Here is a 25,789-nt window from a genome sequence, read left to right on the forward strand (position 1 = left end):
GATTTTATTTATTCTACGTAACATTCCCAGCCAGCCATTATTTGGCTTATCGAACCAGTGATTATACAATAGACCTATAAACATGATCTATGAGGGAGGATCACATGATACCTGAAAAAAACAGCAAACAAAATATCGACCGCTTTCTGGGGTTTCAAGATGAATATGACCGCTACCGTCCCGAAGCCCCTGTGATGATTATCAAATTGCTAACAGATTACTTGGGTACCACCCCTTCACTCGTCGCAGATATAGGCTGCGGTACGGGTTTGTCTACTTTTCTCTGGAACGATGTCGCAGACCGCGTAATCGGTATCGAACCCAATCCAGATATGTTGGGAAAAGCAATCGATAAACTTAGCAGATTAGAAGAACCCCAATCAATTACTTTTGTACAAGGCTACTCTAACCAGCTTCCGCTTGCATCAGATAGTGTAGACATAGTTACCTGCTCACAATCATTCCACTGGATGGACCCTGAGAGTACACTGCAAGAAATCTCCCGGGTCTTAAAAAAAGGCGGTGTCTTTGCCGCCTACGATTGCGATTGGCCTTTATCTCTTCAGCAAAATGTAGAAGAACGATACAACCAGCTAATCTCCAAAACAGAAGAATTACTGGCCTCGCTCTTACCTAATGAGGAGAGAGCACATAAATGGGACAAAGAAGGCCATTTGTCACGGATCAAAGCTAGTGGGGCCTTCTCTTTTGCCAGAGAAATCGTATTCCACAACCTAGAGTCCTGCGATGCCCAGCGATATATCGGTTTAACCCTAAGTCAAGGGGGAGTGCAAACCGTAATGAAGCTAGACGCCACCTTGCTTGAACAAGACATCGCCGATTACACCGCCGCAGTTGAACAGCATTTTAAAGGCAGAACATTAGAGGTTCTGATCAGCTACCGAATGAGAATCGGCATCAAATAATCTTCGATCGCAACCAAAAAAACGCCCCGCCCCCTCATATGAGGAGTTCGGAGCGTTTTCTTCTTTTTATTTAACTTCTTCCATGAATACCCTTAGGTTCTCCACGATTTCTTTGGATTTTGAATGATGTAAGTAATGTCCGCCTTCAAATGTCATTACTTTTCCATGCACAGAATCCTTGACTTGCCCTTCATGCAGAGGGATCCAGTCTTTCACAGTAGTATTATTTGCTTGTATAAAGAAGATAATGGGAAGATTCTTGTCGAATTTTAAGCCTCTGGAGGCAACAAAGTTAGGATAAATATGTTCCATTTCATTTAAGGTAGTGGAATTGTTCATATTTTTAAGCGAAATCAATTTCATTTGTTTTTTGGTTTCATCATCAAATGGCAGTCCATCATAAGGGTCACCGCTTAATTGCAAGCCCAATCTTATAATCCCTGAATCTTTAAGCAGCTTTAATTTTTTAATTGGGAATTTAACATCCATACCGCCTTGCTCCGGAACACTACTATCAATACCCACAAAAGCACTCACTTCGTTTGGATATTTCTTCGCATATTCCAATCCATAAATACCTCCAATCGAGTGGCCCATTAGAATGTATTGGTCAATGTTAAGATTCTGAACGGCTTCATGAATTTCACTAACGATATTCTCTGTGGTTCGTTCTTTTTTCGTTTCATCACTGAGTCCATACCCAAACGGTTCAACCGCCACCACTTTGTAGAATGGTGATAACTCATCAATCAACGGCTTAAAATCAAGTGCTGGTGCTCCTGTTCCAAAGCCTGGTATGAGCACGATCGTCTGTTTACCTTCTCCTTGAATCAAAACATTCATATTTTTCCCGTCAACAGGGACTAACTGACCATAGTGCTGTATTTTTTTCTGATCTGTTTTGTTGCTGATCACATTAACTGTATAGACAACGGCTAGAAAAAGTACGACCACGATCACTATTGCTCCTAGTATTTTGAGCAACAGGTTACGCAGTTTATGTTTTTTCTGTCCATTCCCCGTTTTTTTGTCCGCTTGTTGTGTCACCCTCATCTTCTCCTGTCTTTAATCTGTTTATTAAGCTCTCTTAATGTTTCGCTAATGAGATCATAACTAACAAAGATGTACCCCTCATGACGGCAATATGAACTGAAAATGAACAGGTAAAAAAAATGCTACGGCAGCACAAGACAAGAAAACTTGCCAGTACTGCTGTAGCAATGAAAAATACGGGATGCATCCAAGCCCTCGCAAGGCACCGCCTGGAAGCTAATTACTCTGTCGGCGCTATAATTGGCAGGGTGACAACGATGGTCGTTCCTTGACCGGGTTCGCTTTCCACGCGGATATCCCCTTTATGAAGCGTTACGATCTGTTTAACAATGGCAAGTCCCATCCCGCTGCCACCATATTTACGACTGTGGGATCGATCAGCCTTAAAGAACCGTTCAAATATACGTTGCTGATCCTCAAGTGAAATCCCGATGCCAGTGTCTGTTATCCGAACGGTCACGTTGTTGATATCTTGTTTGAGGCTGACGTTAATTACACTGTTATCCTTAGAAAACTTGATGCTGTTGCCAAGGAGATTGGTCCATACCTGACTTAACAGGTCATAATCAGCCAGTAGGATAATAGGCTTCAGATCAAGGTCGAAGCTGATGTTACGAGCTGACCATTGCGGCTGAATTGCTACGATTACTCTTCTTATCTGTTCGTCCAGATTGAATGTAGTTAGCCGTAGCTGCTGGGACTGCGATTCTAATAAACTCAGCTTCAGCAGGCTGTCACTCATTTTAGACATCCGCTCTGCTTCAGCGATAATAATATCCAGATAACGATTTCGCTCTTGTTCTGCAAGATCTACTCGCTTGAGCGCAATCGCATACCCAGATATTGAGGTGAGCGGAGACTGGACCTCATGCGACACATTGGATACAAACTCCTTACGCATCTGCTCAAGCTGCTGCAGATCGTGCATCATTTCTTCAAAGCTGCGAGCCAAGGTACCTAGCTCACCGGTTTGTTTAATATTCAGCTCGACGTTAAAATCACCAGCTGCTATCCGTCTGGTCGCTTTGGTTAGCTTCTTGATCGGTCTGACTAAGAACATTGCAGCTACCAGAATCAAGAGGCTTCCAGCTATCAATGAATAGAGCAAGAAATTTAATACCAAGTTCCTTCTGGCAGTGACGGAAGGGGGATTAAGCGTCTCCACAAACATCGCTTTGGTGCCGTCTTCCGTTCTCAGCTGTAAGCCTAGGAGAAGCGCAGAAATATTCCTGTTATGAGGTTGATATACTTCTCCTGCGAGAACTTTTTTTATTTCTTCCATAGTTACAGGGACCGGCTTGTGCCCATTAAGCGTTCCGTAAGATTGGAATTTACCCGCTTCATCGAAAATTCGGATGTGGTAGGAATCAAGCTGCTTCATTCCACTTACGAAAGAGTTGGCTCCACGAAATGGGAAGGTCTCGTAAACCCTGACAATATCCTGTCCAAAATGCAATAAGGGAATTCGCGTGTTCTCGTTCAGTTTATCTTCGAATACCCAAGTTGCCACAAACAAAGCAATGATTGTGCCCCCGATTACGGAGGCTAGGAAGGTCAGTACAACGCGTGTATATATGGATCTAATCATTCGTACACCTCAAGCCTGTAGCCAAGTCCACGCACCGTCTCAATACGAAAATCAGGGGTAGTCGCAAACCGTTCACGCAGGCGTTTAATATGCACGTCAATCGTCCGATCATCTCCAGCATAATCAATTCCCCAAATTTGATCGATCAACTGCTCGCGCGTATAGACTTGTCCGGGTGTCCCAGCAAGCTTGTACAGCAATTCGAACTCCTTGAGGGGTAAGGCAAATGAATCCGTGCCTCTCATCACCTTATAGGTCTGCCGATCAAGCATTACATTGCCAATTTGGATCATCTGCGTGGAGCCAATCCGATATCGTTTCAGCAATGACCTAACACGAACCGTCAGCTCCAAAGGATCGAAGGGTTTAGTTAAATAATCGTCCGTGCCTAATTCGAAACCCTTCACTTTCTCCCAGGTTTCGCCTCTGGCAGTCAATATAAGTAATGGAAGATCAGGATTAGCTCTGCGGAGCTCCTTACAAAGCATCCAACCATCCATATTTGGCATCATAATATCCAGCACGACAAGATCGACATGTGTTCCAGCATATACGGCGAGCGCTTCCTTGCCATCCACAGCTTCAACTGTTTCGAATCCGTCGTTGCGGAGAAATAAACAGACAAGTTCGCGAATGTTCGCATCGTCGTCAGCAACCAGTATAGTAGGCATTCGTTTCCTCTTTTCCTGTTGTCCATTCTTACTATTATACTATATTATACTTTCGGCTAAACTGTCTGTTGTCTTGAGACTACACGATGATCAAACCGAAAAAGAGCGTCTAACACGGTTACCCGTATGTAGACGCTCTTAATGTCGTTTCGCTTTAGCTCTAGCTTTAGTCAGCTTACTTCTTATTCATCTTAAACATTAGGAACAGCTCATTATAATGAGCAAGCATCCGTTTGCCAAGGTTGTCGTATACTTCAAGCCGGTCCGTAATTTCAGCAGGTGGATAGAAACGGGTATCCTCAGAAGTTTCCTCAGGAAGCAGCTCCAGCGCAGGAATGTTAGGCGTGGAATAACCTACATATTCTGCATTCTTAGCAGCAACGTCTGGGCGGAGCATGAAGTTGATGAACTGATGCGCTCCATCCACGTTTTTCGCTGTCCGAGGGATAACCATGTTATCAAACCACTTATTCGAACCTTCTTCCGGTACTACATAATCCAGCTTATCATTCTCGTCCATGATCTCGGAAGCATCGCCGGACCAGACAATCCCAACCGCAGCTTCTTCATTTGCCAGCAGCATCTTGATCTCATCACCGACAATCGCCTTCACGTTAGGAGACAACTTGTTGAGCTTGGTCAGTGCTTCCTGCAGATGCGCCTCATCCTTGTCATTAACAGAATAATGCAGGCTGTTCAAAGCCATGCCCATCACTTCACGGGCTCCGTCCACCAGGAAGATGCTATTATGCAGTCTGCTGTCCCAGAGAGAATCCCAGCTGGTGAAGTCCATGCCCTTGGTCATTTCCGGATTGAAAATAATCCCGACGGTCCCCCAGAAATAAGGCACGGAATATTTGTTGTCTGGATCAAACGAAAGGTCCATAAACCGTGAATCAATATTCTTTAGATTTGAAATCTTGCTATGATCCAGCGGGATGAGCAGATCTTCTTCTTTCATCTTAGCAATGGCATAATCCGAAGGGATTACAACATCAAAGGTAGTTCCACCCTGCTCAACCTTGGTCAACATAGCTTCATTGGAATCGAAGGTTTGATAAATGACTGTTAAGCCGGTCTCTTTTTCAAATTCCTTCAATAGATCCGGATCAACATAGTCGCCCCAGTTATAGATAGTCAGTGTGTTTCCACCCGAATATCCCTCTCTCGAATTCATCCAAGAGCCCAAGTATATAAGCGCAAATGCCGTGATAAGGATCGCCAGAAAAGCATTTATCAGCTGTTTCATCTAGGCACCCCCGCTTCTGCAACAGGCTCCGCCACAGCTTCTGCTGTGTTATGACGATTTTTCTTAAGGGTCAGGAAGTAATAACCAACCACAAGCAGAATGGTGAACAGGAAGATCAGTGTCGACAGCGCATTAATCGATAGCGATACCCCTTGTCGAGCTCTAGAGTATATCTCAACCGATAACGTCGAATAACCGTTGCCTGTTACGAAGAATGTAACTGCAAAGTCATCCAGTGAATACGTAAGCGCCATAAAAAATCCGCTGAATATCCCTGGTTTAATAATCGGCAAAATAACTTTAGTCAGCACATCCTTACGGCTTGCCCCAAGATCACGGGCTGCATCCGTCAATGTAGGGCTCATTTCCTGTAGATGCGGCAAAATCATCAATACGGCAATCGGTACGCTGAATGCAACGTGTGAGAGCAGAACAGACGCGAAGCCCAGCTTGATGCCAGCAATGGTGAACAGGATAAGGAACGAAGCACCAATAATGACATCCGGACTGACGATCAGCACGTTATTCAGAGACAGCAAGGTGTTCTTAGCGCGGCGATTCTGCACACTTTTAATGGCCAGCGCACCAATAATAGCGATAAGGGTCGCAATAGCCGAGGATAGCAGCGCGATCACAAGCGTATTGATTACGATGATGATCAGGCGCTTATCTTGGACTACCTCACGGTAGTAATCCAGCGTAAAGCCCTCGAACTTATGCATCGTCCCCCCACTGTTGAACGAATAGTACATTAAATAGAAGATAGGTGCATACAGAACAATGAACACCAGAACTAGGTAGAGGTTAGAGAATCCATTTTTATTTCTCATTCCGCGCCCCTTTCCGCGATCCGCCTGTGATAATCATAAACAGCGCCATGATGGCAATCAGAAACACTGCAACTGTAGAACCCATGCCCCAGTCCTGAGTGACCAGGAAATGCTGCTCAATTGCGGTGCCCAGCGTAATGACCCTGTTGCCTGCAATCAGACGGGTAATCATAAATAGGGACAGCGCCGGTATGAATACTGCCATACAGCCTGAGCGTACTCCCGAAATGGTCAGCGGAAAAATAACACGTCTGAACGTGGTCCAGCCCGAAGCCCCCAAATCACGTGCCGCATCCAGCAAGGATAAATTCAAATCCTCCAAAGCGCTGTATATCGGCAGGATCATAAACGGGATAAAAATATAGACAGATACAAATACAAAGCTGAAGCCCGTAAACAAAATTTGCTGTTCTCCGATTCCAAGCAGATCAAAGAAATTATTGATCGGACCAAATGTACCGAATATCCCTATAAAAGCGTAGGTTTTTAGCAGCAAATTAATCCATGTCGGCAAAATAATCAGCAATAACCACAGCTGCTTATGTTTGGTTCTTGTCAGTAGATAAGCCGCCGGATAAGCAACCAGCAAAGAGAATGCTGTAATCAGAAACGCGTACCAGAACGAGGTCAGCGTCATTTTCAAATATACAGGGGTGAAGAAACTGACGTAATTATCCAGAGTAATATGGCCATCCAAATCAAATAACGAATAGTAGATGACAAGCACTACCGGTGCAATTACAAACAATGCGATCCAGAGGTAATAAGGGATGAGATAGTACGATTTGCCCTTATTCTTCATGACTCTCCACCTCGCCATAAGCTTCCAGACGTCTGTCGAATTCTTCCTCCGTTTCACCGAAACGCATAACATGGATCGCTTCCGGATCAAAATAAAGGCCAATTTCACTGCCTACAGTCGCCTTACGTGTAGAATGCACAAGCCATTCATGCCCGGATTCATCATAACAGCTGATTTCATAATGCACGCCCCGGAACAGCTGGGAATCAACCCGCACACGTAGTTTACCCTGTTCCAGCGTAGAAATTTCCAAATCCTCAGGACGAATAACAATCTCTACGGATTCATTCGGTTTCAGCCCGGCATCGAAACATTCGAAGCGGCGGCCGTTAAACTCCACCAGATAATCCTCGATCATAACTCCCGGCACAATGTTCGATTCGCCAATAAAATCCGCCACAAAACGGTTAATCGGCTCATCGTAAATATCATTAGGAGTGCCGCTTTGCTCGATTTTTCCTTTATTCATGACAAAAATCCAGTCGGACATCGCGAGTGCCTCTTCCTGGTCATGGGTTACAAAAATAAAGGTAATCCCTAGCCGCTGCTGCATTTCCCGCAGTATGTACTGCATCTCCGTGCGCAGCTTGAGGTCTAGCGCCGATAGAGGCTCGTCCAGCAATAGAACCTGTGGCTCATTCACAATCGCCCGGGCAATGGCGACCCGCTGGCGCTGACCGCCGGACATTTCGTTAATCGCACGCTGCTCATAACCCACAAGGTTAACGAAGCTTAGCGCTTCCTGTACCTTCTTCGTGATTACGTCCTTCTTAAGCTTCTTAATGCGCAGTCCGAAAGCCACATTCTCGAATACGTTCAGGTGCGGAAACAATGCGTAATCCTGAAATACCGTATTGACCTGCCGCTCATTGGCGGGAATGTGGTTAATTACTTTTCCATTTAAATAGATAGAACCGCTCGTTGGCTCAGCGAACCCGGCGATCAATCGAAGAATAGTTGTTTTACCACAGCCAGATGGACCAAGTAGTGTATAGAATTTGCCGCGCTCTATCTCAAAGCTGACTCCTTTTAACACCGGATCTTCGTCGTCATATTGCTTAGTAACTTCTTCAAATGAAATGATGGTACCTTCCTGAATAGCTATAGCTAACAACCTCCCTTACCTTAGTAATACAATACTATTTTACCCGCATCTTGCGGAGAACAATCGAAATGGGTATGCTCAGCGCTAATAAGCGACAATTTCCCCTCTCCTTCGACGCTCCAATAGATATAGCATATTAGATTGTACCATTATATGCGATAGCTTACATTGTTAAATGCTAAGCATAAACTTAACAAGTTTGTAAAAAGTCCAGTCTTCCATGCCCTTTTTGAGGTGCTATAATGAAAACGAACTGAAAAGCCAGTGTGGTTTTCTTATTTTTGCGAAAGAAGATGAATGATAATGAACGAGGGGTTACTAGACCGCCTTGAAAAATATGGATTCTCACTTTACATGATACGAATTACGCTTGCCGCATCACTATCCTGGGTAGCCGTACACAGTTTATATGGTGACCAATATTTATACTTTGCACCGCTTGCAGCCATTCTTATTACTCAAGCCAGTGTGAAGGCTTCACTTGAAAAAGGAATCTACCGCCTGATCGGCATTATTATCGGCGGAATCGTCAGCCTGATTGTAGGCCAATTCTTCGATGTAGGTGCATTTTCCATTCTGCTAATTCTGCTCATCGGGATTGGGATTGCCACTGCCTGTCGGATGAATATCCAAGCGGTTTCGCAGGTCGGGGTGACCTCGGTTCTGGCCCTTACCTTTTATCACAATGATTACGTGCTTTGGAGAGTCGCCGAAACCTTTATTGGTGTGCTCATTGCCTTGATCATCAATATGATTATCGTTCCACCAAACAGGTTCGTCAAGGTAAAAGCATTGGCACTCGATGGAAGCCTTCTACTTTCGGAAGCATTAAAAGGCCTCGTAGGCATAAGACGAGACTCTTCAAAGGATAATAATATGCTGGAGCAAGCAGGTAAACTGCTGTCTGCCAGCAATCAACAACAGAAGGAAATGTTCTACACCATTGCTCATTATCAGTGTCGTGGTGATCTAAAGGGACTTATACAAGCCACAGCACATCTAAAGACCATTCATTCCTATGTTAAAGAAATTTCCGACGATATTTGCTTGCTGCCAGCACATCATGCCAATTCTGACTGGATGCTGGAAGTGCTGGAGGCAACAGCCGATTGTATAGCTGTTTATGGTACGAAGACCTTATCCAAGGTTGAATGCCAACGTTCACTTACAGATTGTCTGCATCGTGCCCGCGACTTGCAGGCGGCCAGCTTCTCTGAACTGCAAGGACGGTGCTCACTGACTTCCGTTCGTGATCTAGGTGCGCTCTTCAGTCACTTAAACCGGGTACTCGAAGAAGTGGAACGTGCTAGTTCTGCTACTTACGTAGTTGCAGCTCGGCCTTCAACAGCTGAAATCACACGCGCTATACGCTTAATTAAAAAAGGACTCTCCCAGAAGCTCTAAGCTTGGGAGTGTCCTTTTTTTTATGTTCAATCCCTATTAGACATAATGCCCTTTTGCTCGATTGGTTACTACAACCATCCAACAAATTTAACTAGACTGATTGTTTGGCGGCACGCCCTATCTTCACATTTACCAGAACAATACTGCTAACAATCAGTAATAATCCAATCACAAGGTTTATGGTAATCTGTTCTTTCAAAAAAACTACGCTGGTAGCTATCGAGATCAGGGGGATTAAGAAGGTGAATGAACCTACTTTTCCTGCTTCTCCTTCGTTAATCAGCTTGAAATAGATTAGCCAGCCCAGAGCAATGACAAAAATTGCGATAAACAAGGTATCCACAATAAAGGTTCCACTCCAGGTGATATCCGACCATTTCTCCGTAGCTGATCCCGAAAGTAGCAGAATGATGCCACCAATCGTGATTTGCATAGCCGTCATCCACAGCATATCCACACGTACAGCATTCCGTTTCATATATATTGTTCCTAATGCCCAGCTTAAGGCACTGGCTAGAGCCAGCACAATTCCCCATATGGAGATACTCCCATTAATTCCACCGATACTAAGAGAGGCTACCCCGAGAAAACCAAGCAGCAAACCAGCCATTTTAAGCCCGTACATGCTCTCACCTAACCACAGCCAAGAAAAAATCCCTAGCAATACAGGCTGCAAAAATACAATCGATGAGAACAATCCCGCCGGAACATACTGCAAGCCAATCGTCTGAAATCCATAATAAAACACAATACTAAGGACCGCCGAGATCAGATAGATCGGCCAGAGCTGCTTGAAGCGAAGCTCCTTCACCTTGGGCAGTGCAATTAGAATCAGAATAATACCGCCTACGACGGTTCGAATACCTGCAAATAATAGAGGTGGAGCGTAGTCTAAGGCGATTTTGGATATAGGCCAATTAATGCCCCATACAATCACCAAAAAAATAAGAAGGATCATACTTTTCTTCTGCTGATTCATTTGTTCACTTCCTTGGTGTAGATTCATCACAAATGATACAATAAACAAGAGCATAAATGAAATGAATAATAATCATAAGGGGCATATCATATTTGTTATGAACAATACTCAAATTCGTTTATTCGTCAAAATCGCCGAAAGCGGCAGCTTTACTAAAGCTGGTGTAGAACTGAATATGACCCAGCCTGCGGTCAGCCGGGCGATCTCGTCCCTCGAAGCCGAATTAGACGTGAAGCTCTTGCTTCGAGACCGGCGTAATGGCCTGATGCTTACGGATATCGGCAAACGTATTCTTGTTATTTTCCGTGAAATTCTAATGGGCTTTGATAAGGTCAATCAGGAGATTTATGCAGAGAGAGGTCTTGAAAAAGGGAGTATCCGCATTGGGGCTTTTCCTGTGGCATCTGCTCATTTTCTACCGAAGATTATTAGCTCTATCACTAGAAGATATCCAAACATTACGATTAGCCTACAGGAGGGCTCTATCGCTGAAGTCAGAGAATGGCTGGATTCAAAAGAAATTGATGTTGGCTTATTGCTCGCTCCCAGTGCAGAATTCGAAACCATTCCATTATATAGAGAGAAATTGTTTGCCGTTTTTAGAGATGACCATCCCCTGCAAAAGCGATCCATTGTATGTGTGCAGGAATTAGCGAACGAGCCCATGTTGATTTGCAAAGCAGGATATGAACCGCCTGTTGTAGAGCTATTCCGCAGAAGTAATAGCCATCTGAATGTAAAATATGTGGTTAATAACTTTGCAACAGCTCTTAATATGGTTCAGGAGGGGCTGGCAATCGGCGTGATGTCTGAACTGTCCTTGTTATCTCTGCCTCCAAATGTGGTTACCCGTGAGCTGCAGCCGGATGCTTATAGAGATATCCAAATTGCGGTCAGCTCGCTTGCCGACACTTCAATTGCTGTAAAGCTCTTCATTGAGACAGCGCTGGATCTTTTCACTCAAAAATAAATGGATTAATGAATAGATGATAAGGAGTGCTGAGGATGAACTTTAAAAGACTAGGAAATAGCGGATTACAGGTATCCGCATTAGGACTGGGAACGAACGCTTTCGGCAAACGTGCGGATCAAGAGACCTCCATTCAGATTGTACATGCTGCGCTTGATCATGGAATTAATTTCATAGACACTGCTAATATTTACGCTGGCTCAGAATCCGAGCGAATCATTGGTCTGGCCTTGGAAGGTAGGAGACAGGAGGCTGTTCTCGCAACTAAAGCAGGTTTAGTTAAAAATGAGGGTCCCAACGGCAGCGGCTCCTCCCGTCGCCATTTGCTGCAGGAGCTTGAAGATAGCCTTCGCCGCCTAAAGACGGACTATATCGATCTGTACCAGATTCATACCTTTGATCCCTATACGCCGCTTGAAGAAACCTTACGAACCTTGGACGATATGGTATCCTCGGGCAAAATCCGTTATATCGGGGCCTCCAACTATACAGCATGGCAATTAATGAAGGCGATTGGGATTAGTGAAGCACGCAACTTCACCAAGTACATTTCAATTCAGTGCAGCTACTCCTTAGCAGACCGGACACCGGAGAATGAGCTTCTTTCGCTCTGCCTGGATCAAGGGGTAGGGATCATTCCTTACTTTCCACTAGCTGGCGGAATTCTCACAGGCAAATATAATACAAGCGATTCAGCCCCATCAGGGTCCAGAGCAGATACCGATCCTAATTTCAAAAGATTCCTTGATGATGACCGGATCAAGCTCGGAAGCCAAGTGAGCCAAATTGCTGAGAAAATGGAAACCTCATCTACTGCGCTCTCCTTAGCTTGGCTTATGAATCGGCCTGCCGTCTCGACGGTTATTGTCGGGGCTACACGTGTGGAACAGCTGGAACAAAATTTGCTTAGTACCTCGCTTGTACTTAATGAAGAAACTTCGGCCAAGCTGGAGGAAGCCAGCGATTCCTTCCGGTATGGCGAGCCGTTCGCCTTTTACCGACTCCCATAGAGTCTCGTGCTCTAACTTCTTACAAGGATGGAGGAAAGATTAATGACAACCTATACAGCTGACAGCATTCAAGGGATGCTTGAAGAGCATAAGGATTTTTTTAATAGCGGCGTAACTAAGGAGGTTTCTTTTCGTCTCCAGCAGCTGCTCAAGCTTAAGAATATTATTAAACAATACGAAGGACGAATCATCACCGCACTACAACAGGATTTAGGAAAAGGTGAGTTCGAAGCCTATGCCACAGAAATCGGCTTTACGCTGGACAGTATCGGCTACATGATGAAACATCTCAAGCGTTGGGCGAAGCCTAAAAAGGTTCGATCCCCGCTGCACTTATTTCCTGCAAAAAGTTATATTTTAAGTGAGCCTTACGGCACAACGCTCATTATTGGCCCGTTTAATTATCCATTTCAGTTGCTAATTGAGCCCCTGATCGGCGCCATTGCCGCTGGTAACTGCGCTGTCCTCAAGCCATCTGAGAGCACACCTGCCATCTCGTCCGTGGTTGAGCAGCTTATTCAGGAGACCTTCGAGCCGCAGTATATCCGCGTAATTCAGGGTGAAAAAGAGACCACTAATTTACTGATCCACGCCAAATTTGATTATATTTTCTTTACGGGCAGTGTGCCTGTCGGCAAAATCGTAATGGAAGCGGCAGCGAAAAATTTAGTGCCTGTAACCTTGGAGCTTGGCGGGAAAAGTCCGGTTATTGTTGATAAGACCGCTAATCTTGATGTTGCAGCGAAACGGATTGTCTGGGGCAAGCTGCTGAACGCGGGCCAAACCTGTATCGCACCGGATTATCTGTTGGTCCATAAGGATATTGCCAAAGAATTGATCACCAAAATCAAACATCACATCACTGAGTTCTACGGTCAGGATGCACAGCCTAATACAGATTACGGCCGGATCGTGAATGATCGCCAGCTGCAAAGACTTGCCGACCTCATTGCGCGTGATCAAAACAAGTTGATTATGGGCGGCACCATCGTACCAGAAGAACGTTATATTGAGCCAACTCTAATCTATCCTGCTACTTGGACGGATGCTGCTATGGAAGATGAGATCTTCGGTCCGATTCTACCTATATTAGAATATCATCAATTGGATGAGGCCATTCAGAGCATTAATGAACACCCAAAGCCACTGGCACTATACCTATTCACGGAGGATAAGAGTGTAGAACAAGAGGTGCTGTCCCGGGTCTCATTCGGGGGAGGCTGTATCAATGATACGATCTCACATGTGGCGAGCACTTATCTTCCGTTTGGTGGAGTAGGAAACTCCGGAATCGGGGGTTATCACGGGAAGTATAGCTTTGAGGTCTTCTCCCATCGTAAAAGCATCGTCAAGCGAGGCACACGGATCGACCTCGGAATCGTGTATCCTCCTTATGGCAATAAAGTGAAGCTGGTTCGAAAAGTAATGAAATAAACAAAGCAGCAAACCTCCCATGATCGGGAGGTTTGCTGCTTATCAGGGTAACTACGCAAACAGCTCTAACAATTTCTCAACACTTATCTCAGCGGTGGAAGCCAGACATAGATCCGCTGTCTCGGTCACGAGCGCCACTCCAGCTCCCACTGACTTCATACCAGCAGCATTAATTGCGGCTATTCCCTCCTCGGTATCCTCAATCGCCACGCAGCAGTCTGGGGATATGCCCAGCATCTCTGCAACCTGCAAGTGAATCTCTGGATCTGGCTTGCTTCTACGCAAGTTGCCAGGGTCAGCCACCGCCTGAAACCAATGCCCGATCTGCAAGCGTTCGAGAATCAGCAGCGCATTCTCATTAACTGAGGCCAGTCCGATAGCGATCCCTCTTTGCTGTAAATCGGACAACACGCTGTGGATACCCGGATACAGCTCAGCAGGCGTCATTTGCTGAACAAGCTGTCTGTACTTCTCGTTCTTTTTGTTGCAGAGCATTCCCTTTACCGGTTGCGGCAAATTCAGTCCACTACTCTCCAGAATGACTTCTAAAGATTCCATTCGACTTAGGCCCTTGAGACTCTTATGCTTCTCTCGATCAAAAGAAAGTGCAAGCTCATCCGCCAGATCCTTCCAAGCCTCATAATGATACTCTCCAGTATCAGTAATTATCCCGTCCAGCTCGAAAATAACAGCTTCAAGCTGCTTCACATTCGAAAGCCTCAGCGGCTTCTGCGCAGACAACTGTATAAGGTTTCCCTTATGCATAATCTCAAGCTCTTCGCCCTCCAGCAGCGTATAGATCACTTCTGTATCACTCACAAAAATATCCAATAGCTGTCCAGCACTTGTTATTTTAAACCGATAGCTCTCCCACTGCGCTGGCACACTAGGATTAAATGATAACATCCCGCCGCATAAGCGCATGCCACCAAAACCATTCACAATCGACAGCCAGGAGCCTGCCATAGCAGCAGTATGCAGCCCATCCTTGACGTTGCGGTTGATGTCATCCAAGTCCATCCGTACCGTGCGGTCAAAATAGGAATAGGCTCCCGTCAAATCACCAATCTCAGCAGATATTATACTGTGAATGCACGGTGACAATGAAGAATCATGCGTCGTCAGCGGCTCATAATAATTATAATTCCGGATCTTATCCGCCAAGCTGAATTGGTCACCCAGCAGAAACATCGCCATTACCAAGTCCGCCTGTTTCAACACCTGATGCCGGTAAATTACCAACGGATGGTAGTTGAGCAGCAGCGGATATTTATCGGCTGGTGTATGCTCGAAATCCCATTTTTTCTTGGAGAGAAACGTGTCGTCTTGAGCATAAATGCCAAGCCCCTCATCAAAGGGGATAAACATTTTGTCCGCCGCTTCCAGCCACACTAATGTCTCATGCCCAGTCAGACCGATTTTTTGCTTCAGACGTTCGAAATGCTCAGGATACTGCTTAGACAATATCCCTGCCATCTCGTGTGCATAATAAAGCTGATCCTGGACCATAAAGTTGGTGTATGCATTATTGTTGACAATAGCTGTATATTCATCAGGACCGGTTACTGCATCAATACAAAAGGCACCGCCCCTAGCCGGATTAAAGTACCCCAAGTCCAACCAAAAGCGGGAAGTTTCGAATAAAATTTCCGCTCCCTTCGTAACCAAAAAATCATAATCTCCGGTAGCCAGTACATACTGCTTGATGGCATACGCAATATCCGCATTAATATGCATTTGCGCCGTGCCTGCCGGGAAATACGCAGAGTTCTCTGCCCCGTCTATAGTCCGCCAAGGGAACAAGGCACCCTTCTGCGACATTACCGCTGCACGCTCCCGTGCTTTGTCTAACGTGGCATAACGAAATTCGAGCAGCTTTCGGCTAATCTCCGGCTGTGTGAACGTAAAGAAGGGCAGCATATACATCTCGGTATCCCAGAAATAGTGCCCTTCGTATCCTTCACCCGTTAATCCCTTGGCCCCAATATTCGTAACCCCGTCACGGCCTACGGATTGAAGCAGTTGAAAAGCATTAAAGCGAATCCCCTGCTGAAGCGCAAGATCACCATGAATCTCCACATCCGTATGTGCCCAGTATCGATCCAGATAAGCCTGCTGTTCCTGGGCAAGCGCTTCAAACCCGCTATGGTCTGCTAAGTGTAATATTTCAGTACTTCTACTGAGTAGTTCGTCTTCCGGATAATCTTTAGAGGTATGGTAAGAGATATATTTGGTTAGTGAGACGCTTTCCCCACGCTCCACCGGGACGACAAACTGCATGGATAATTTCTGCCCCTCATGCTGCACGGTCCTTTTATCCTCAGATCTTGAATCGAGCTTATGACTTACCCCGGTTAATAAGGCAAACTGGGTATGCCGCGTCCGCTGCTTCATCCATAAGAAGGACTGTCCCGGTTCATGACCGGTATCCTCCAGGAGCAGACTGGGCTCCTTGCCTCCCGAGCCCAATCTGGGATCATCCGTTACCTTAGGTTTTTGGATCTTGCCGTCGATGGATGAAGTGAAGGTAAGCACTCCGCTGAAATTCAGCGCTTTAACCTCATAATCTATCGCCGCCAGATGTTTGTGCTGCAAAGTCACCATCCGCCGGATATGAAGGTGTACCCGGTGACCAGCTGGAGATTCCCAATCTACCTGCCGATGCAGAACCCCGCTTCGCATATCCAGCTTTCGTTCATAATGGTGCACTTGCCCACTGTTTAACTGAAAGGTCTGCCCTTCAATACTCAGTTCAATAATCTTGGCATCTGTTACGTTCAGCATCGCTTGATTGCGGGATGGATATCCGTAGGCTCCTTCTGGATATACAATGGGCTCCGAATCAAAAAAACCATTCAAATAATTGCCTGTTACAGACGAGCCTGAGCTGCCGTGGTAACCTTCTTCGAAATTACCGCGCATGCCAATATATCCATTGCCAAGAGCAAAAATACTCTCGCTTCTTTGATTGTTCTCTTCACTATAAGCTTCCTCATCAAGACTCCACTCCCGGTAAGGATATACCGCCGCAGGATGTACGTATGGTTTCATCTTCATCTCTCTAAGCTCCCCCTGATCACAGTTTCATTCGGGTTCTAAATCATTAACCTTTCACCGACCCACCCATAAGCCCTCTGACGAAATACTTTTGCAGCAGGAAAAAAATAGCGAGCGGCATCAGCATGGAGATAAATGCAGCCGAAGTAAGTAAATGCCAATCGTTGCCTCGTGAGCCTACTAAATCGGCAATTTTCATCGACATAACTTGCACAGACGGTTGATTGCCGATAAAAATCAATGAGACTAAATAGTCATTCCACACCCATAGGAATTGGAAGATCCCGATAGAAGCCAGTGCTGGCACTGATAGAGGCAGAATTAGCCTGCTGAATATAGTGAAATGACTTGCCCCATCCATGAAAGCCGATTCGAACAAATCCTTAGGCAATTGACTGATAAAGTTGTACATAAAGTACGTAACCAGCGGTAATCCAAAAGCCGTATGCGCCAGCCAAATTCCCAGATAACTTCCGTTTAGCCCAAGTGCGGTATAATCCTTAAGCACTGGAATAAGCGCAACCTGTATTGGAATGACGAGCATTGCAATAATGATGACAAAAAGGATTTTGCGCCCAGGAAACCGCAACCAGGCAAAAGCATATGCAGCAAAAGAAGCGATCAACACCGGAATAACCGTTGCTGGAACAGCGATCGTTAGCGTATTCCAGAAGGCCTGTGACAATCCGGAGCCTTTTTGCACCGTTTCACTGCCATCAGCCTGTTTCAGCTTGTATTCCTTACCGGAAAGCACATTATTATAGTTATCCAGCGTGAGATCCGGTGTCATCTTCCAACCTTGTATCTGTTCATTTACGGTACGTGCTCTACGATTCTCCCACATAAGCCGGCTGCCATCAGCCTTCACGCCAGCCTTCAGCTCATCATCTGTATAAGTTTTACCGTTCACCTCAATTGGCTCCCGAAGATCCACGTCCTTGGATAGCTGAATCGTCTCTCCAGCCTTCCACTCCTGATGGGGAAAAGCTTTCCACCATCCAGTCTGCAAAATGTCAGCAGCCGGACGGAAGGAGGAAATAAATAGCCCAAGAGTCGGAAGCAGCCAAATAAAACAGATCACACCCAGCACGATATTTACAATCGTTTTGCTGCCTTTTCTCTTCTTTTTGCCAGCCATTAGAATCCCCCCTGCTTACGGAACTGACGTAGATTGATTATGATTACAGGCAGCACCGCGATCAGTAGAACAATAGCCAGCGTGGAGCCGTAGCCGAAATTACGGTACATAAAGAATTGCCGGTAGAACTGTGTAGCAACAACCTCTGTATCGTATTGACCTCCTGTCATCACCATGACGACGTCAAATATTTTCAACGTAAAGACGATAATGGTCGTTGTCACTGTCAGAATGGTTGATGAAATATATGGAATCATGATTCCAAAGAAAATCTTCACCTCATTTGCTCCATCCACTCGTGCAGCTTCCAAAATGTCGTCAGGAACCCCTTTGATTGCTGCCGAGAAAATCACCATTGCAAATCCAGTCTGCATCCAGATCAAAATGATAATGAGGAAAAAGTTATTCCACGGCTGAAGCATACTCGTCCAGGCTTGGGGTTCTCCCCCAAAATAAGTAACGATTGCGTTCAACAGCCCGATTTGTTCGTCGCCCGGTTGATAGTAATATACGAATTTCCAAATGACTCCTGCCGCTACAAAGGAAATCGCCATCGGCATAAAGATGATCGATTTGGCAATTTTCTCATAGCTGCTGCGATCGGCAAGAATAGCAATTAAGAGCCCAAATGCTACACAGGCCAGCGTACCGACGAATACCCAAAGTAAATTGTTACGCAATGCCGTTGCCATCAGATGATCGCTAAAGATCGCTGCATAATTGCTCAGGCCCACAAATTTTTCTGAAGAAGCATTAAAAAAGCTCAAATATAATGTTCGTAGTGCAGGCAGAACCAGTAACCAGCCCAGAATAATCACTGCCGGACCAATAAAGATATAAGGCAGCACCTTTCGCCGGATATGATCAGGGTACTGCTCAACCGCCCAAGTCAGCGTATAGTAAATCAGATAAACACCTAGAACTCCCCAGAGGACAGCCAGAACCGCTGTTAGCAGCGGATTTAATGTGGAATCCCGGAAGAATAAAAAGATTGCGCCGTTAACAACAATATTCGCTAACAACACTACTAGGGACAGCATTACCGCCTTCAGGCTGACGGTTGGCCTAGCTTGTGGTTGTGTTGGCATTTGTGGCTGTGGCTGTGATTGTGCACCCATATTAGCTCCAGCTCCTCCTATAAGTTTTGCGGAGCAAAACTCTTATCATAAGCATCGAACTCACTAGTTAGAAAACAAAAAGAGGGGCAGACAATCCTCTTTTCCCACTGCCCCTCTTTTTACTGTGCGCTTTAAATATTAGGTTAGTTGTTCCAGCCGGACTGGATTTGTTCCAAGGCTTGATCCAGTGTCGCTGTACCGCTCACATAGTCGGTCATCCCTTTCCAGAAGGTTCCTGCACCCACTTTACCTGGCATCAAATCAGAGCCATCAAAACGCAGTGTGGAAGCATCTTGAACCAACTTCGCCATCCGGCGATCGGATTCAGAGGTATACCAATCAAGGGAAGCATCATTCATAGGAGCAATTACGCCGCCAGATTGTACCCAGCTCTTAATCGACTCTCCAGTGGTGAAGAACTCCATGACTGCACGAACCTCTGGACGATCGTTGAACATAGCGTAAATATCACCTGCAACCAGCACTGGTTTACCATATTGCGCATCAATTGGTGGCAAGTAGAACCAATCATAATCCTGATCAACCTTTGCCGTTTCAGGGAAGAAGCTTGTAATAAAGTTACCAAGCATATTAAACCAGGCTTTAGGCGGATCAGTGAACATTGGCGCTGGGGCATCCCCGAAGGATGTCGTCACGATGGACTTAGCGCCACCGTAAACATAATCCTTGTTGAGCCAAATTTTAGACATGATTTCAACAGCATTTTTTACTTCAGGTGAAGTAAATGGCAGTTCACCTTTTACCCATTTATCGTAGTTCTCAGGCGTAGTCGTACGAAGCATTATATTTTCGACCCAGTCTGTTGCTGGCCAACCCGTTGCAGCACCGCTCTCAATGCCAATAGCCCAGGCAGGATCGCCATCCTTAGCAATTTGTTCCGTCAGCGCCATCAGCTCATCCCAAGTTTCAGGAACCTTGTAGCCTGCATCATCAAATTGTTTCTTTGGATACCATACCAAGCTTTTTACATTACTGCGGTTCCAAATCCCCGCCATGATCTTCCCGTCTTTTCCGTCCATCGTAGACATATCGAGCCAGCTCTTGTTGTAATTAGCCGTCAATTTATCTTGATCCAGCACGCTGGTCAAATCGATAACCTTGCCCGTCTTAGCAATCGACGCCAGCAGTCCCGGCTGCGGGAAGTCAGCGATATCAGGAGCATTACCGCCGTCCACACGAATATTTATTGTAGCTTCGAACTCCTTGGAGCCCTCGTATTGAATATCGATCCCTGTCTTCTCTTCAAATTCTTTAATGCTGCTCTCAAATTTCACTTGGTCAGCATCTACGAAGGGGCCAAACATTGTTACTTTAGTCCCTTTATATTCACCTTTCATCGCTAAATCTAACGGGGAACCCGAAGGTTCTGCACTAGGTGTGTTTGTCGCTTTCTCGGTGTTATCTGCTGTTGGGCTGACTGTTGCCGCCGGTGGATCTGTAGGCGCCGCATTATTGTTGCCTCCGCCGCATGCGCTCAGCGTCATTGTGAAGGATAAACACAGTACTAAAGCCAACGACTTTTTACGTCCTGAGATCTTCTTCATCTTTTGTACATCCCCTTTAATGGTTATAGAGATAACATCTTATTCAATCATCCGGGCACCCTGGCATGTATTAGCAGCTTGTAGCAGATCACCTCCTTGCAAAGCTTTTCAGAAGACAGGTAAATATCCTAAAATCAAACTCCATCACAAATGTAATTTAATAATAGCGCTTACATTTTTTATATTATCATAATTAGTAACCGTTTCCAATCGGAAAATGAGATGTTTTTCATAAGAATTCATACTATTTTCTATCCTAACATTTAAATTTTAATTAAGACCGATACATAGCTCTGAAAAGCTTTTCAGAAGAAGGTCACAAAAATAAAGGGCCTTTATTTTTCCCGCGTGGATTCCCGCACAATCAGCTTATGCTCCATCTTTTCATTCAATACCTGGACACCACCTGTTGTGAGCAATTCATGCAGCATCTCCGCCGCCCGATAACCTAACTCATAAATCGGCTGTGCAATTGTGGTCAGCTTTGGAATGAACATACTCGACATTCGCAAATTATCAAATCCAATCACAGATACCTGCCCCGGAACTAGAATATTACGATCCTTCAGATAAGAAATCGTCCCCATTGCAAATTCGTCAGCAACACAGAAAACGGCAGTCAGCTCGGGATAATCAGTAAACAACTCATGCGCCGCTTGATAAGCGTGTTCGAACCGGTGATTGGCATACTTGCTCTTCACAATATTCTGTTGTAGTCCAAACTCTGTTAACGCTCTTACAAAACCCTCATAACGAGGCGGGCCGGATACGGAGTTATCATGGTTAAAACCAATCATGCCAATGTCCTTATGCCCTAAATCAATCAGAAACTTTACAGCATCGTAAGCCGCCTGTTCATCATCTACCTCCACAGATGGAATGTCGTACTCATCAGAATGCGAGGATACCAACACAAAAGGAATTCTACAACCGACTAATTTGTCATGTGTCTCAGGATAAAGGACATCACTGGCGAACACGATCCCATCCACCTGCTTCTCATGGAAGTTATCAATGTAAGACAACATCCGTTCTTTGTCGCGGTCCGTATTGCAGATCATTAAACTGTATCCAAGCTTGATGCATGCATCCTGCATTCCCCGAATAACCCCTGCGAAATACAGGTTCTCAATATCCGGAATCAGCAGGCCCAGTGTAAAAGACTTCTTGTAGATCAGGCCCCGTGCAAACGCATTTGGTTGATATTGCAAACGTTCTACAGCCTCCATCACTCGATTCCGTTTGCTCTCTACGACCGTATTCGGTGCATTCATAACACGCGATACGGTGCTGATCGACACCTCCGCCATTCTGGCAACATCTCTTATGGTTGGCTTCATAACGATAACTTCCTTTTTTTCAGGTAACTTTTCGATGTGATTATAGCAAGCCCGTTAAGAAATAACAACAGATTTTTTAAAGCGCTTACATTTTATTTAAAAGACATACTTATTCCTTATCTAATCATTACAAAGTGCGTATAACTTACTTAAAGTGTGTATATAGTTTTATTACATGGTATACTAGGCGAGTAGCATTATTCGCAGCTACAAATACTGCTCTAGACTATCTGAGCGTTTATTATAGGAGGGATTACATTGAAGCAACAGCGCGATATTCGATTCTCCGTACTGGACTTAGCCTCTATTGTGGAGGGTGGCACAGCGGCAGACTCTTTTCATAACTCTTTAGCTTTAGCTCAACATGCTGAGGAATGGGGCTATCACCGGTATTGGTTTGCTGAGCATCACAACATGATTGGTGTTGCCAGTTCTGCTACCTCACTCTTAATTGGCCACATTGCTGGCGGCACAAAAAGCATACGCGTAGGCTCTGGAGGCATCATGTTGTCCAACCACGCACCACTTGTCATTGCTGAACAATTCGGGACCCTCGAATCCCTATATCCAGGACGGATTGATTTAGGACTGGGCAGAGCCCCGGGATCGGATCAACCGGCTTCCCGTGCGCTACGCCGTGGTCTCGGAAGCGACGGCAGTGACTTCCCCGAGCAGTTAAGTGAGCTCAGAGCCTACTTCGATCCTGCAGGTGCAGGATCACGACCGGCCGGAGTTCGTGCGGTTCCCGGTGAAGGCTTGAATATCCCCATCTGGCTGCTGGGCTCCAGCGGTTTTAGTGCTCAGCTGGCAGGAAAACTAGGTTTACCTTTTGCTTTCGCCAGCCATTTCGCACCAGAGTATTTACTACAGGCCTTACACATCTATCATAGCAATTTCCGTCCTTCAGCAGCACTAGACAAGCCTTATGTGATGGTCGGAGTTGGCATTACAGCGGCCGATACTGTGAATGAGGCAAGACGACTGGCTACCTCGCAGCAGCAGCAATTCCTTAATATCATCCGCGGACGTACGGGGAAGTTACAACCACCGGTTGATAGTATGGAGGGGCTATGGACGATGCAAGAAAAAGCAGCCATGCTTGAGAAGCAGCGTTACTCTTTCGCTGGTGATAAAGCAGCAATTAAAGAACGGCTTCAAGAAATTCTGCAAGAGACACAGGCCGATGAATTGATTGTTTCTGGTGGAATTTATGATCATAACGCTCGTCTACGCTCTTATGAGATTGTAGCCGAAGCTATGAAGGAAATCTAATTTATCATCATAATTAAGGCAAGACGATAGGTCTGGTATCGGGGTTTGAGCCCTATTCCAGATGTATGTCTTGCCTTTTTATTTTGCATTCATAATCGTTCTCAATAAAACACAATTAAAACAATGAATTATATAAAAATAAAGAGTTAAATAGAGAAAACTGCTGTAAATCCATTAATATAACTGATATTTGATCAAATATGATGAATTTTCTTCTAATATCCCATTTTTGTTTAGATATTATTTTGATTATACTTTAGTTATTCGCTATAACGAACGAATTGACGGTAGATCTCTATCCTCTCCTTCCGCTTTCACGGAGATTCCTGCATGCGCACAAAAAAGTGGTTCTGTGAGATACTACTTATTTCGACAATGTTTGATGGAAAATACGATTAGAAAAGAAGAATTTGCCGGAAACCCGCAAATGATGTCTACAAAATTTAATATGGGGTTCAGGAGAAAGGAGCGAGTAAAGTGAAGAAGAAATATCGCTCGGCTTTCATAGCTGCTTATATCCTGACTATTCTAGCAGGAGTCATCTGGCATGCTGGCGGAGTTAGTGCGCAAGATACCATTAAGCTTACGGTGAATTCGCATACGACGAGCACAACCACCATGAACAATATGCAGCCTGGTGATGAAACGAACTCAGAATACACAATTATTAATGCAGGTAGTGAGGGCTTTAATTACTATGTGGACTTCAAATTCATCTCTGGAGACGCAGAATTATACGATATTCTCCAAATGACACTCGAAAAAGAGGGAGTAATCATCTATTCAGGGGTGATGAGCGAGGCTGCCGGAAGAGTTACCATCGGTTCACTTGCCGGGGGAGAACAAAGTGTAATCCAAATGGATGTAATTTTCCCGTGGGAAGCAGGGAACGAATATCAAGGTAAAACCACAACTGTAGCCTTTGAGTTCTCCGCTTCTGGAGGACCGGAGCCATCCGCTGAACCTAGTCCTTCACCGACAGCAACGGCCACAGCTCAGCCTACACCTGAGCCAACACCGACAGCGACTACTACGCCTACAATAGAGCCAACTTCGACACCTACTGCCACGGCTACAGCTACACCTGAAGCTTCGCCGACAGCAACAGCATCACCAACCACGACACCGACAGATTCACCGACAACTACCGCTTCACCAACTGCAACGGCAGTCGCCACACCAGGGCAATCAACGACACCAACACCATCGCCAACACCTACAGCTTCAACAGTAGTAGATGAAATTAGTGTTACTGAAGCACCGATCCCACTGGGTGGAGGCGATAATGAGCCAACAGCATCACCAAGTGCTGGCAGCCAAACTACCAGCGCAACACCGCAGCCAAGCAATGAAATCGCCTTGCCTGATGATGAGCTTCCACTGGGGGCACCAGAGGTTGGCAACAAGCTTCCGAATACCGCTGAGCCTTGGTATAACTTGATTCTTGCCAGCTTAGCCATTGCGGTACTCAGCGTGATTATCATGCGCAGATTGAAATCGAAGAAATAACCACATTTTGCAGCATAAGTCTGGAGGTGAGAGAGTATGAAGGAGCGTAATGGTGTCTTGCTAGCCGTGAAGCTAATCTTCATACTCTCTTTAGTTGTGTTGATTTACTCGGTTGTACAGGTGGTCAAAGCACCGATCGAAGCTAAACAGGCTTTAAATGATTGGGCAAAAAAGAGGGAGGAAACAGTCGCCCACTCCCGTTCTGCCGAAGAAACCCCTCTTCCCTTGGGAATGGTCAGTTCAGCCAAGGAACAGCCGCCCCCCGCTCATTCCTATACAGAAGGTGAAATCATAGGAGAGATTCGTTTCCCCAAATTAAACAAAAAGATCGCAGTGCTAGAAGGCACGGAAAGCCCCGAGCTAAAAAAGGGAGCCGGACATTATAAAGGCAGCGCAGCTATCGGTGCCACCGGCAATAGTGTGCTCGCAGGCCACCGCGATACAGTGTTCCGTAATCTGGGAGAACTCGTGGCTGGAGATCTTATCGAGCTGGAAAGTACGGACGGGACTTTTACCTATGAAGTAACAGGCAGCACAATTGTTGACGGGGACGAACGTGGTGCTATAAAGCCAAGTGATAAGGCCATCCTCACGTTGATTACCTGTTATCCCTTTTCATATGTGGGATCTGCACCGGACCGTTATTTACTTTCAGCGAAGTTAGTGAAACAAGAAATATTACCGCATTAAACCTAAATATTACCTCAATCTTCTTCCTCAGGGATGAGACCTTATATGGAAAGTGATACTATATATATACAATAGTAAA

The 25,789-nt window shown here is 45.4% G+C and carries 21 protein-coding genes; 8 read left to right on the forward strand and 13 right to left on the reverse strand.

Features of this window, described 5'->3' with window-relative positions:
- Positions 1-104 precede the first annotated feature (104 nt).
- Positions 105-926 (forward strand): class I SAM-dependent methyltransferase, encoded by an 822-nt coding sequence (locus NYE72_RS29210; protein WP_076105061.1) that lies wholly within the window; start codon positions 105-107, stop codon positions 924-926.
- A gap of 66 nt (positions 927-992) precedes the next feature.
- Here NYE72_RS29210 and NYE72_RS29215 read toward each other — a convergent pair whose 3' ends face one another.
- The 7 genes from NYE72_RS29215 to NYE72_RS29245 form a co-directional block, all read right to left on the reverse strand.
- The gene (locus NYE72_RS29215; RefSeq protein WP_076105062.1) at positions 993-1,973 is read right to left on the reverse strand and encodes an alpha/beta hydrolase; all 981 of its coding nucleotides are present in this window, start codon (positions 1,971-1,973) and stop codon (positions 993-995) included.
- 226 nt (positions 1,974-2,199) lie between these two features.
- Positions 2,200-3,567, reverse strand: coding sequence for a HAMP domain-containing sensor histidine kinase (locus tag NYE72_RS29220; RefSeq protein ID WP_036682088.1), 1,368 nt, complete (start codon positions 3,565-3,567; stop codon positions 2,200-2,202).
- A complete protein-coding gene (locus NYE72_RS29225; protein WP_076140670.1) occupies positions 3,564-4,238 on the reverse strand; it encodes a response regulator transcription factor in 675 nt (224 codons plus the stop codon). The genes NYE72_RS29220 and NYE72_RS29225 overlap by 4 nt, the downstream gene beginning before the upstream one ends.
- A gap of 175 nt (positions 4,239-4,413) precedes the next feature.
- The gene (locus NYE72_RS29230) at positions 4,414-5,487 is read right to left on the reverse strand and encodes an ABC transporter substrate-binding protein (protein WP_076105064.1); all 1,074 of its coding nucleotides are present in this window, start codon (positions 5,485-5,487) and stop codon (positions 4,414-4,416) included.
- Entirely contained in the window at positions 5,484-6,317 is an 834-nt protein-coding gene (locus tag NYE72_RS29235; RefSeq protein ID WP_036682094.1) for an ABC transporter permease, read from the reverse strand. Before NYE72_RS29235 ends, NYE72_RS29230 begins: the two co-directional genes overlap by 4 nt.
- The gene (locus NYE72_RS29240; protein ID WP_036682096.1) at positions 6,307-7,119 is read right to left on the reverse strand and encodes an ABC transporter permease; all 813 of its coding nucleotides are present in this window, start codon (positions 7,117-7,119) and stop codon (positions 6,307-6,309) included. Before NYE72_RS29240 ends, NYE72_RS29235 begins: the two co-directional genes overlap by 11 nt.
- A complete protein-coding gene (locus tag NYE72_RS29245) occupies positions 7,109-8,218 on the reverse strand; it encodes an ABC transporter ATP-binding protein (protein WP_036682445.1) in 1,110 nt (369 codons plus the stop codon). The genes NYE72_RS29240 and NYE72_RS29245 overlap by 11 nt, the downstream gene beginning before the upstream one ends.
- 309 nt (positions 8,219-8,527) lie before the next feature.
- On the opposite strand from NYE72_RS29245, the gene NYE72_RS29250 reads away from it, so the two are divergent.
- Entirely contained in the window at positions 8,528-9,628 is a 1,101-nt protein-coding gene (locus NYE72_RS29250) for an FUSC family protein (RefSeq protein ID WP_076140668.1), read from the forward strand.
- A 91-nt stretch (positions 9,629-9,719) separates the two neighbouring features.
- On the opposite strand, the gene NYE72_RS29255 is transcribed toward NYE72_RS29250, so the two are convergent.
- A complete protein-coding gene (locus NYE72_RS29255; RefSeq protein ID WP_076140666.1) occupies positions 9,720-10,607 on the reverse strand; it encodes a DMT family transporter in 888 nt (295 codons plus the stop codon).
- Between the two features lie 61 nt (positions 10,608-10,668).
- On the opposite strand from NYE72_RS29255, the gene NYE72_RS29260 reads away from it, so the two are divergent.
- From NYE72_RS29260 to NYE72_RS29270, 3 genes are read left to right on the forward strand one after another with little or no spacing between them, the layout of a single operon-like run.
- Positions 10,669-11,577, forward strand: a complete 909-nt coding sequence (locus tag NYE72_RS29260) for a LysR family transcriptional regulator (protein WP_305953605.1) — start codon at positions 10,669-10,671, stop codon at positions 11,575-11,577.
- 35 nt (positions 11,578-11,612) lie between these two features.
- Entirely contained in the window at positions 11,613-12,587 is a 975-nt protein-coding gene (locus NYE72_RS29265; protein ID WP_036682100.1) for an aldo/keto reductase, read from the forward strand.
- Positions 12,588-12,629: 42 nt separating this feature from the next.
- Complete coding sequence (locus NYE72_RS29270; protein WP_038573737.1) at positions 12,630-14,021, forward strand: aldehyde dehydrogenase; 1,392 nt, start codon at positions 12,630-12,632, stop codon at positions 14,019-14,021.
- 51 nt (positions 14,022-14,072) lie between these two features.
- Here NYE72_RS29270 and pgmB read toward each other — a convergent pair whose 3' ends face one another.
- The 5 genes from pgmB to NYE72_RS29295 form a co-directional block, all read right to left on the reverse strand.
- Positions 14,073-17,078, reverse strand: a complete 3,006-nt coding sequence (gene pgmB / locus NYE72_RS29275; protein WP_081390279.1) for a beta-phosphoglucomutase — start codon at positions 17,076-17,078, stop codon at positions 14,073-14,075.
- 46 nt (positions 17,079-17,124) lie between these two features.
- Positions 17,125-18,216 carry a carbohydrate ABC transporter permease gene (locus tag NYE72_RS29280; RefSeq protein WP_038573741.1) on the reverse strand — a complete coding sequence of 364 codons (1,092 nt, stop codon included), beginning with the start codon at positions 18,214-18,216 and terminating at the stop codon, positions 17,125-17,127.
- The gene (locus NYE72_RS29285; protein WP_036682450.1) at positions 18,216-19,304 is read right to left on the reverse strand and encodes a sugar ABC transporter permease; all 1,089 of its coding nucleotides are present in this window, start codon (positions 19,302-19,304) and stop codon (positions 18,216-18,218) included. Before NYE72_RS29285 ends, NYE72_RS29280 begins: the two co-directional genes overlap by 1 nt.
- A 173-nt stretch (positions 19,305-19,477) precedes the next feature.
- Positions 19,478-20,899 carry an ABC transporter substrate-binding protein gene (locus NYE72_RS29290; RefSeq protein WP_036682109.1) on the reverse strand — a complete coding sequence of 474 codons (1,422 nt, stop codon included), beginning with the start codon at positions 20,897-20,899 and terminating at the stop codon, positions 19,478-19,480.
- Positions 20,900-21,234: 335 nt separating this feature from the next.
- Complete coding sequence (locus tag NYE72_RS29295; protein WP_036682112.1) at positions 21,235-22,239, reverse strand: LacI family DNA-binding transcriptional regulator; 1,005 nt, start codon at positions 22,237-22,239, stop codon at positions 21,235-21,237.
- A 258-nt stretch (positions 22,240-22,497) separates the two neighbouring features.
- On the opposite strand from NYE72_RS29295, the gene NYE72_RS29300 reads away from it, so the two are divergent.
- The 3 genes from NYE72_RS29300 (at position 22,498) to NYE72_RS29310 (ending at position 25,710) form a co-directional block, all read left to right on the forward strand.
- Entirely contained in the window at positions 22,498-23,511 is a 1,014-nt protein-coding gene (locus tag NYE72_RS29300) for an LLM class flavin-dependent oxidoreductase (RefSeq protein WP_080742657.1), read from the forward strand.
- A 477-nt stretch (positions 23,512-23,988) separates the two neighbouring features.
- Complete coding sequence (locus NYE72_RS29305) at positions 23,989-25,020, forward strand: hypothetical protein (RefSeq protein ID WP_038573745.1); 1,032 nt, start codon at positions 23,989-23,991, stop codon at positions 25,018-25,020.
- 36 nt (positions 25,021-25,056) lie between these two features.
- Positions 25,057-25,710, forward strand: coding sequence for a sortase (locus tag NYE72_RS29310; RefSeq protein ID WP_051491225.1), 654 nt, complete (start codon positions 25,057-25,059; stop codon positions 25,708-25,710).
- The last annotated feature ends 79 nt before the right edge of the window (positions 25,711-25,789 follow it).

This window comes from Paenibacillus sp. FSL L8-0333 (assembly GCF_037965665.1).
In the GTDB taxonomy this organism is placed as follows: Bacteria; Bacillota; Bacilli; order Paenibacillales; family Paenibacillaceae; genus Paenibacillus_AQ; species Paenibacillus_AQ odorifer.

Bases quoted from the DNA above. Each gene is read 5' to 3' on its own strand.
- NYE72_RS29210 (WP_076105061.1), top strand. From the start codon at position 105: ATGATACCTGAAAAAAACAGCAAACAAAATATCGACCGCTTTCTGGGG.
- NYE72_RS29220 (WP_036682088.1), bottom strand. From the start codon at position 3,567: ATGATTAGATCCATATATACACGCGTTGTACTGACCTTCCTAGCCTCC.
- NYE72_RS29225 (WP_076140670.1), bottom strand. From the start codon at position 4,238: ATGCCTACTATACTGGTTGCTGACGACGATGCGAACATTCGCGAACTT.
- NYE72_RS29230 (WP_076105064.1), bottom strand. From the start codon at position 5,487: ATGAAACAGCTGATAAATGCTTTTCTGGCGATCCTTATCACGGCATTT.
- NYE72_RS29235 (WP_036682094.1), bottom strand. From the start codon at position 6,317: ATGAGAAATAAAAATGGATTCTCTAACCTCTACCTAGTTCTGGTGTTC.
- NYE72_RS29240 (WP_036682096.1), bottom strand. From the start codon at position 7,119: ATGAAGAATAAGGGCAAATCGTACTATCTCATCCCTTATTACCTCTGG.
- NYE72_RS29250 (WP_076140668.1), top strand. From the start codon at position 8,528: ATGAACGAGGGGTTACTAGACCGCCTTGAAAAATATGGATTCTCACTT.
- NYE72_RS29255 (WP_076140666.1), bottom strand. From the start codon at position 10,607: ATGAATCAGCAGAAGAAAAGTATGATCCTTCTTATTTTTTTGGTGATT.
- NYE72_RS29260 (WP_305953605.1), top strand. From the start codon at position 10,669: ATGAATAATAATCATAAGGGGCATATCATATTTGTTATGAACAATACT.
- NYE72_RS29265 (WP_036682100.1), top strand. From the start codon at position 11,613: ATGAACTTTAAAAGACTAGGAAATAGCGGATTACAGGTATCCGCATTA.
- NYE72_RS29270 (WP_038573737.1), top strand. From the start codon at position 12,630: ATGACAACCTATACAGCTGACAGCATTCAAGGGATGCTTGAAGAGCAT.
- pgmB (WP_081390279.1), bottom strand. From the start codon at position 17,078: ATGAAGATGAAACCATACGTACATCCTGCGGCGGTATATCCTTACCGG.
- NYE72_RS29280 (WP_038573741.1), bottom strand. From the start codon at position 18,216: ATGGCTGGCAAAAAGAAGAGAAAAGGCAGCAAAACGATTGTAAATATC.
- NYE72_RS29285 (WP_036682450.1), bottom strand. From the start codon at position 19,304: ATGCCAACACAACCACAAGCTAGGCCAACCGTCAGCCTGAAGGCGGTA.
- NYE72_RS29290 (WP_036682109.1), bottom strand. From the start codon at position 20,899: ATGAAGAAGATCTCAGGACGTAAAAAGTCGTTGGCTTTAGTACTGTGT.
- NYE72_RS29295 (WP_036682112.1), bottom strand. From the start codon at position 22,239: ATGAAGCCAACCATAAGAGATGTTGCCAGAATGGCGGAGGTGTCGATC.
- NYE72_RS29310 (WP_051491225.1), top strand. From the start codon at position 25,057: ATGAAGGAGCGTAATGGTGTCTTGCTAGCCGTGAAGCTAATCTTCATA.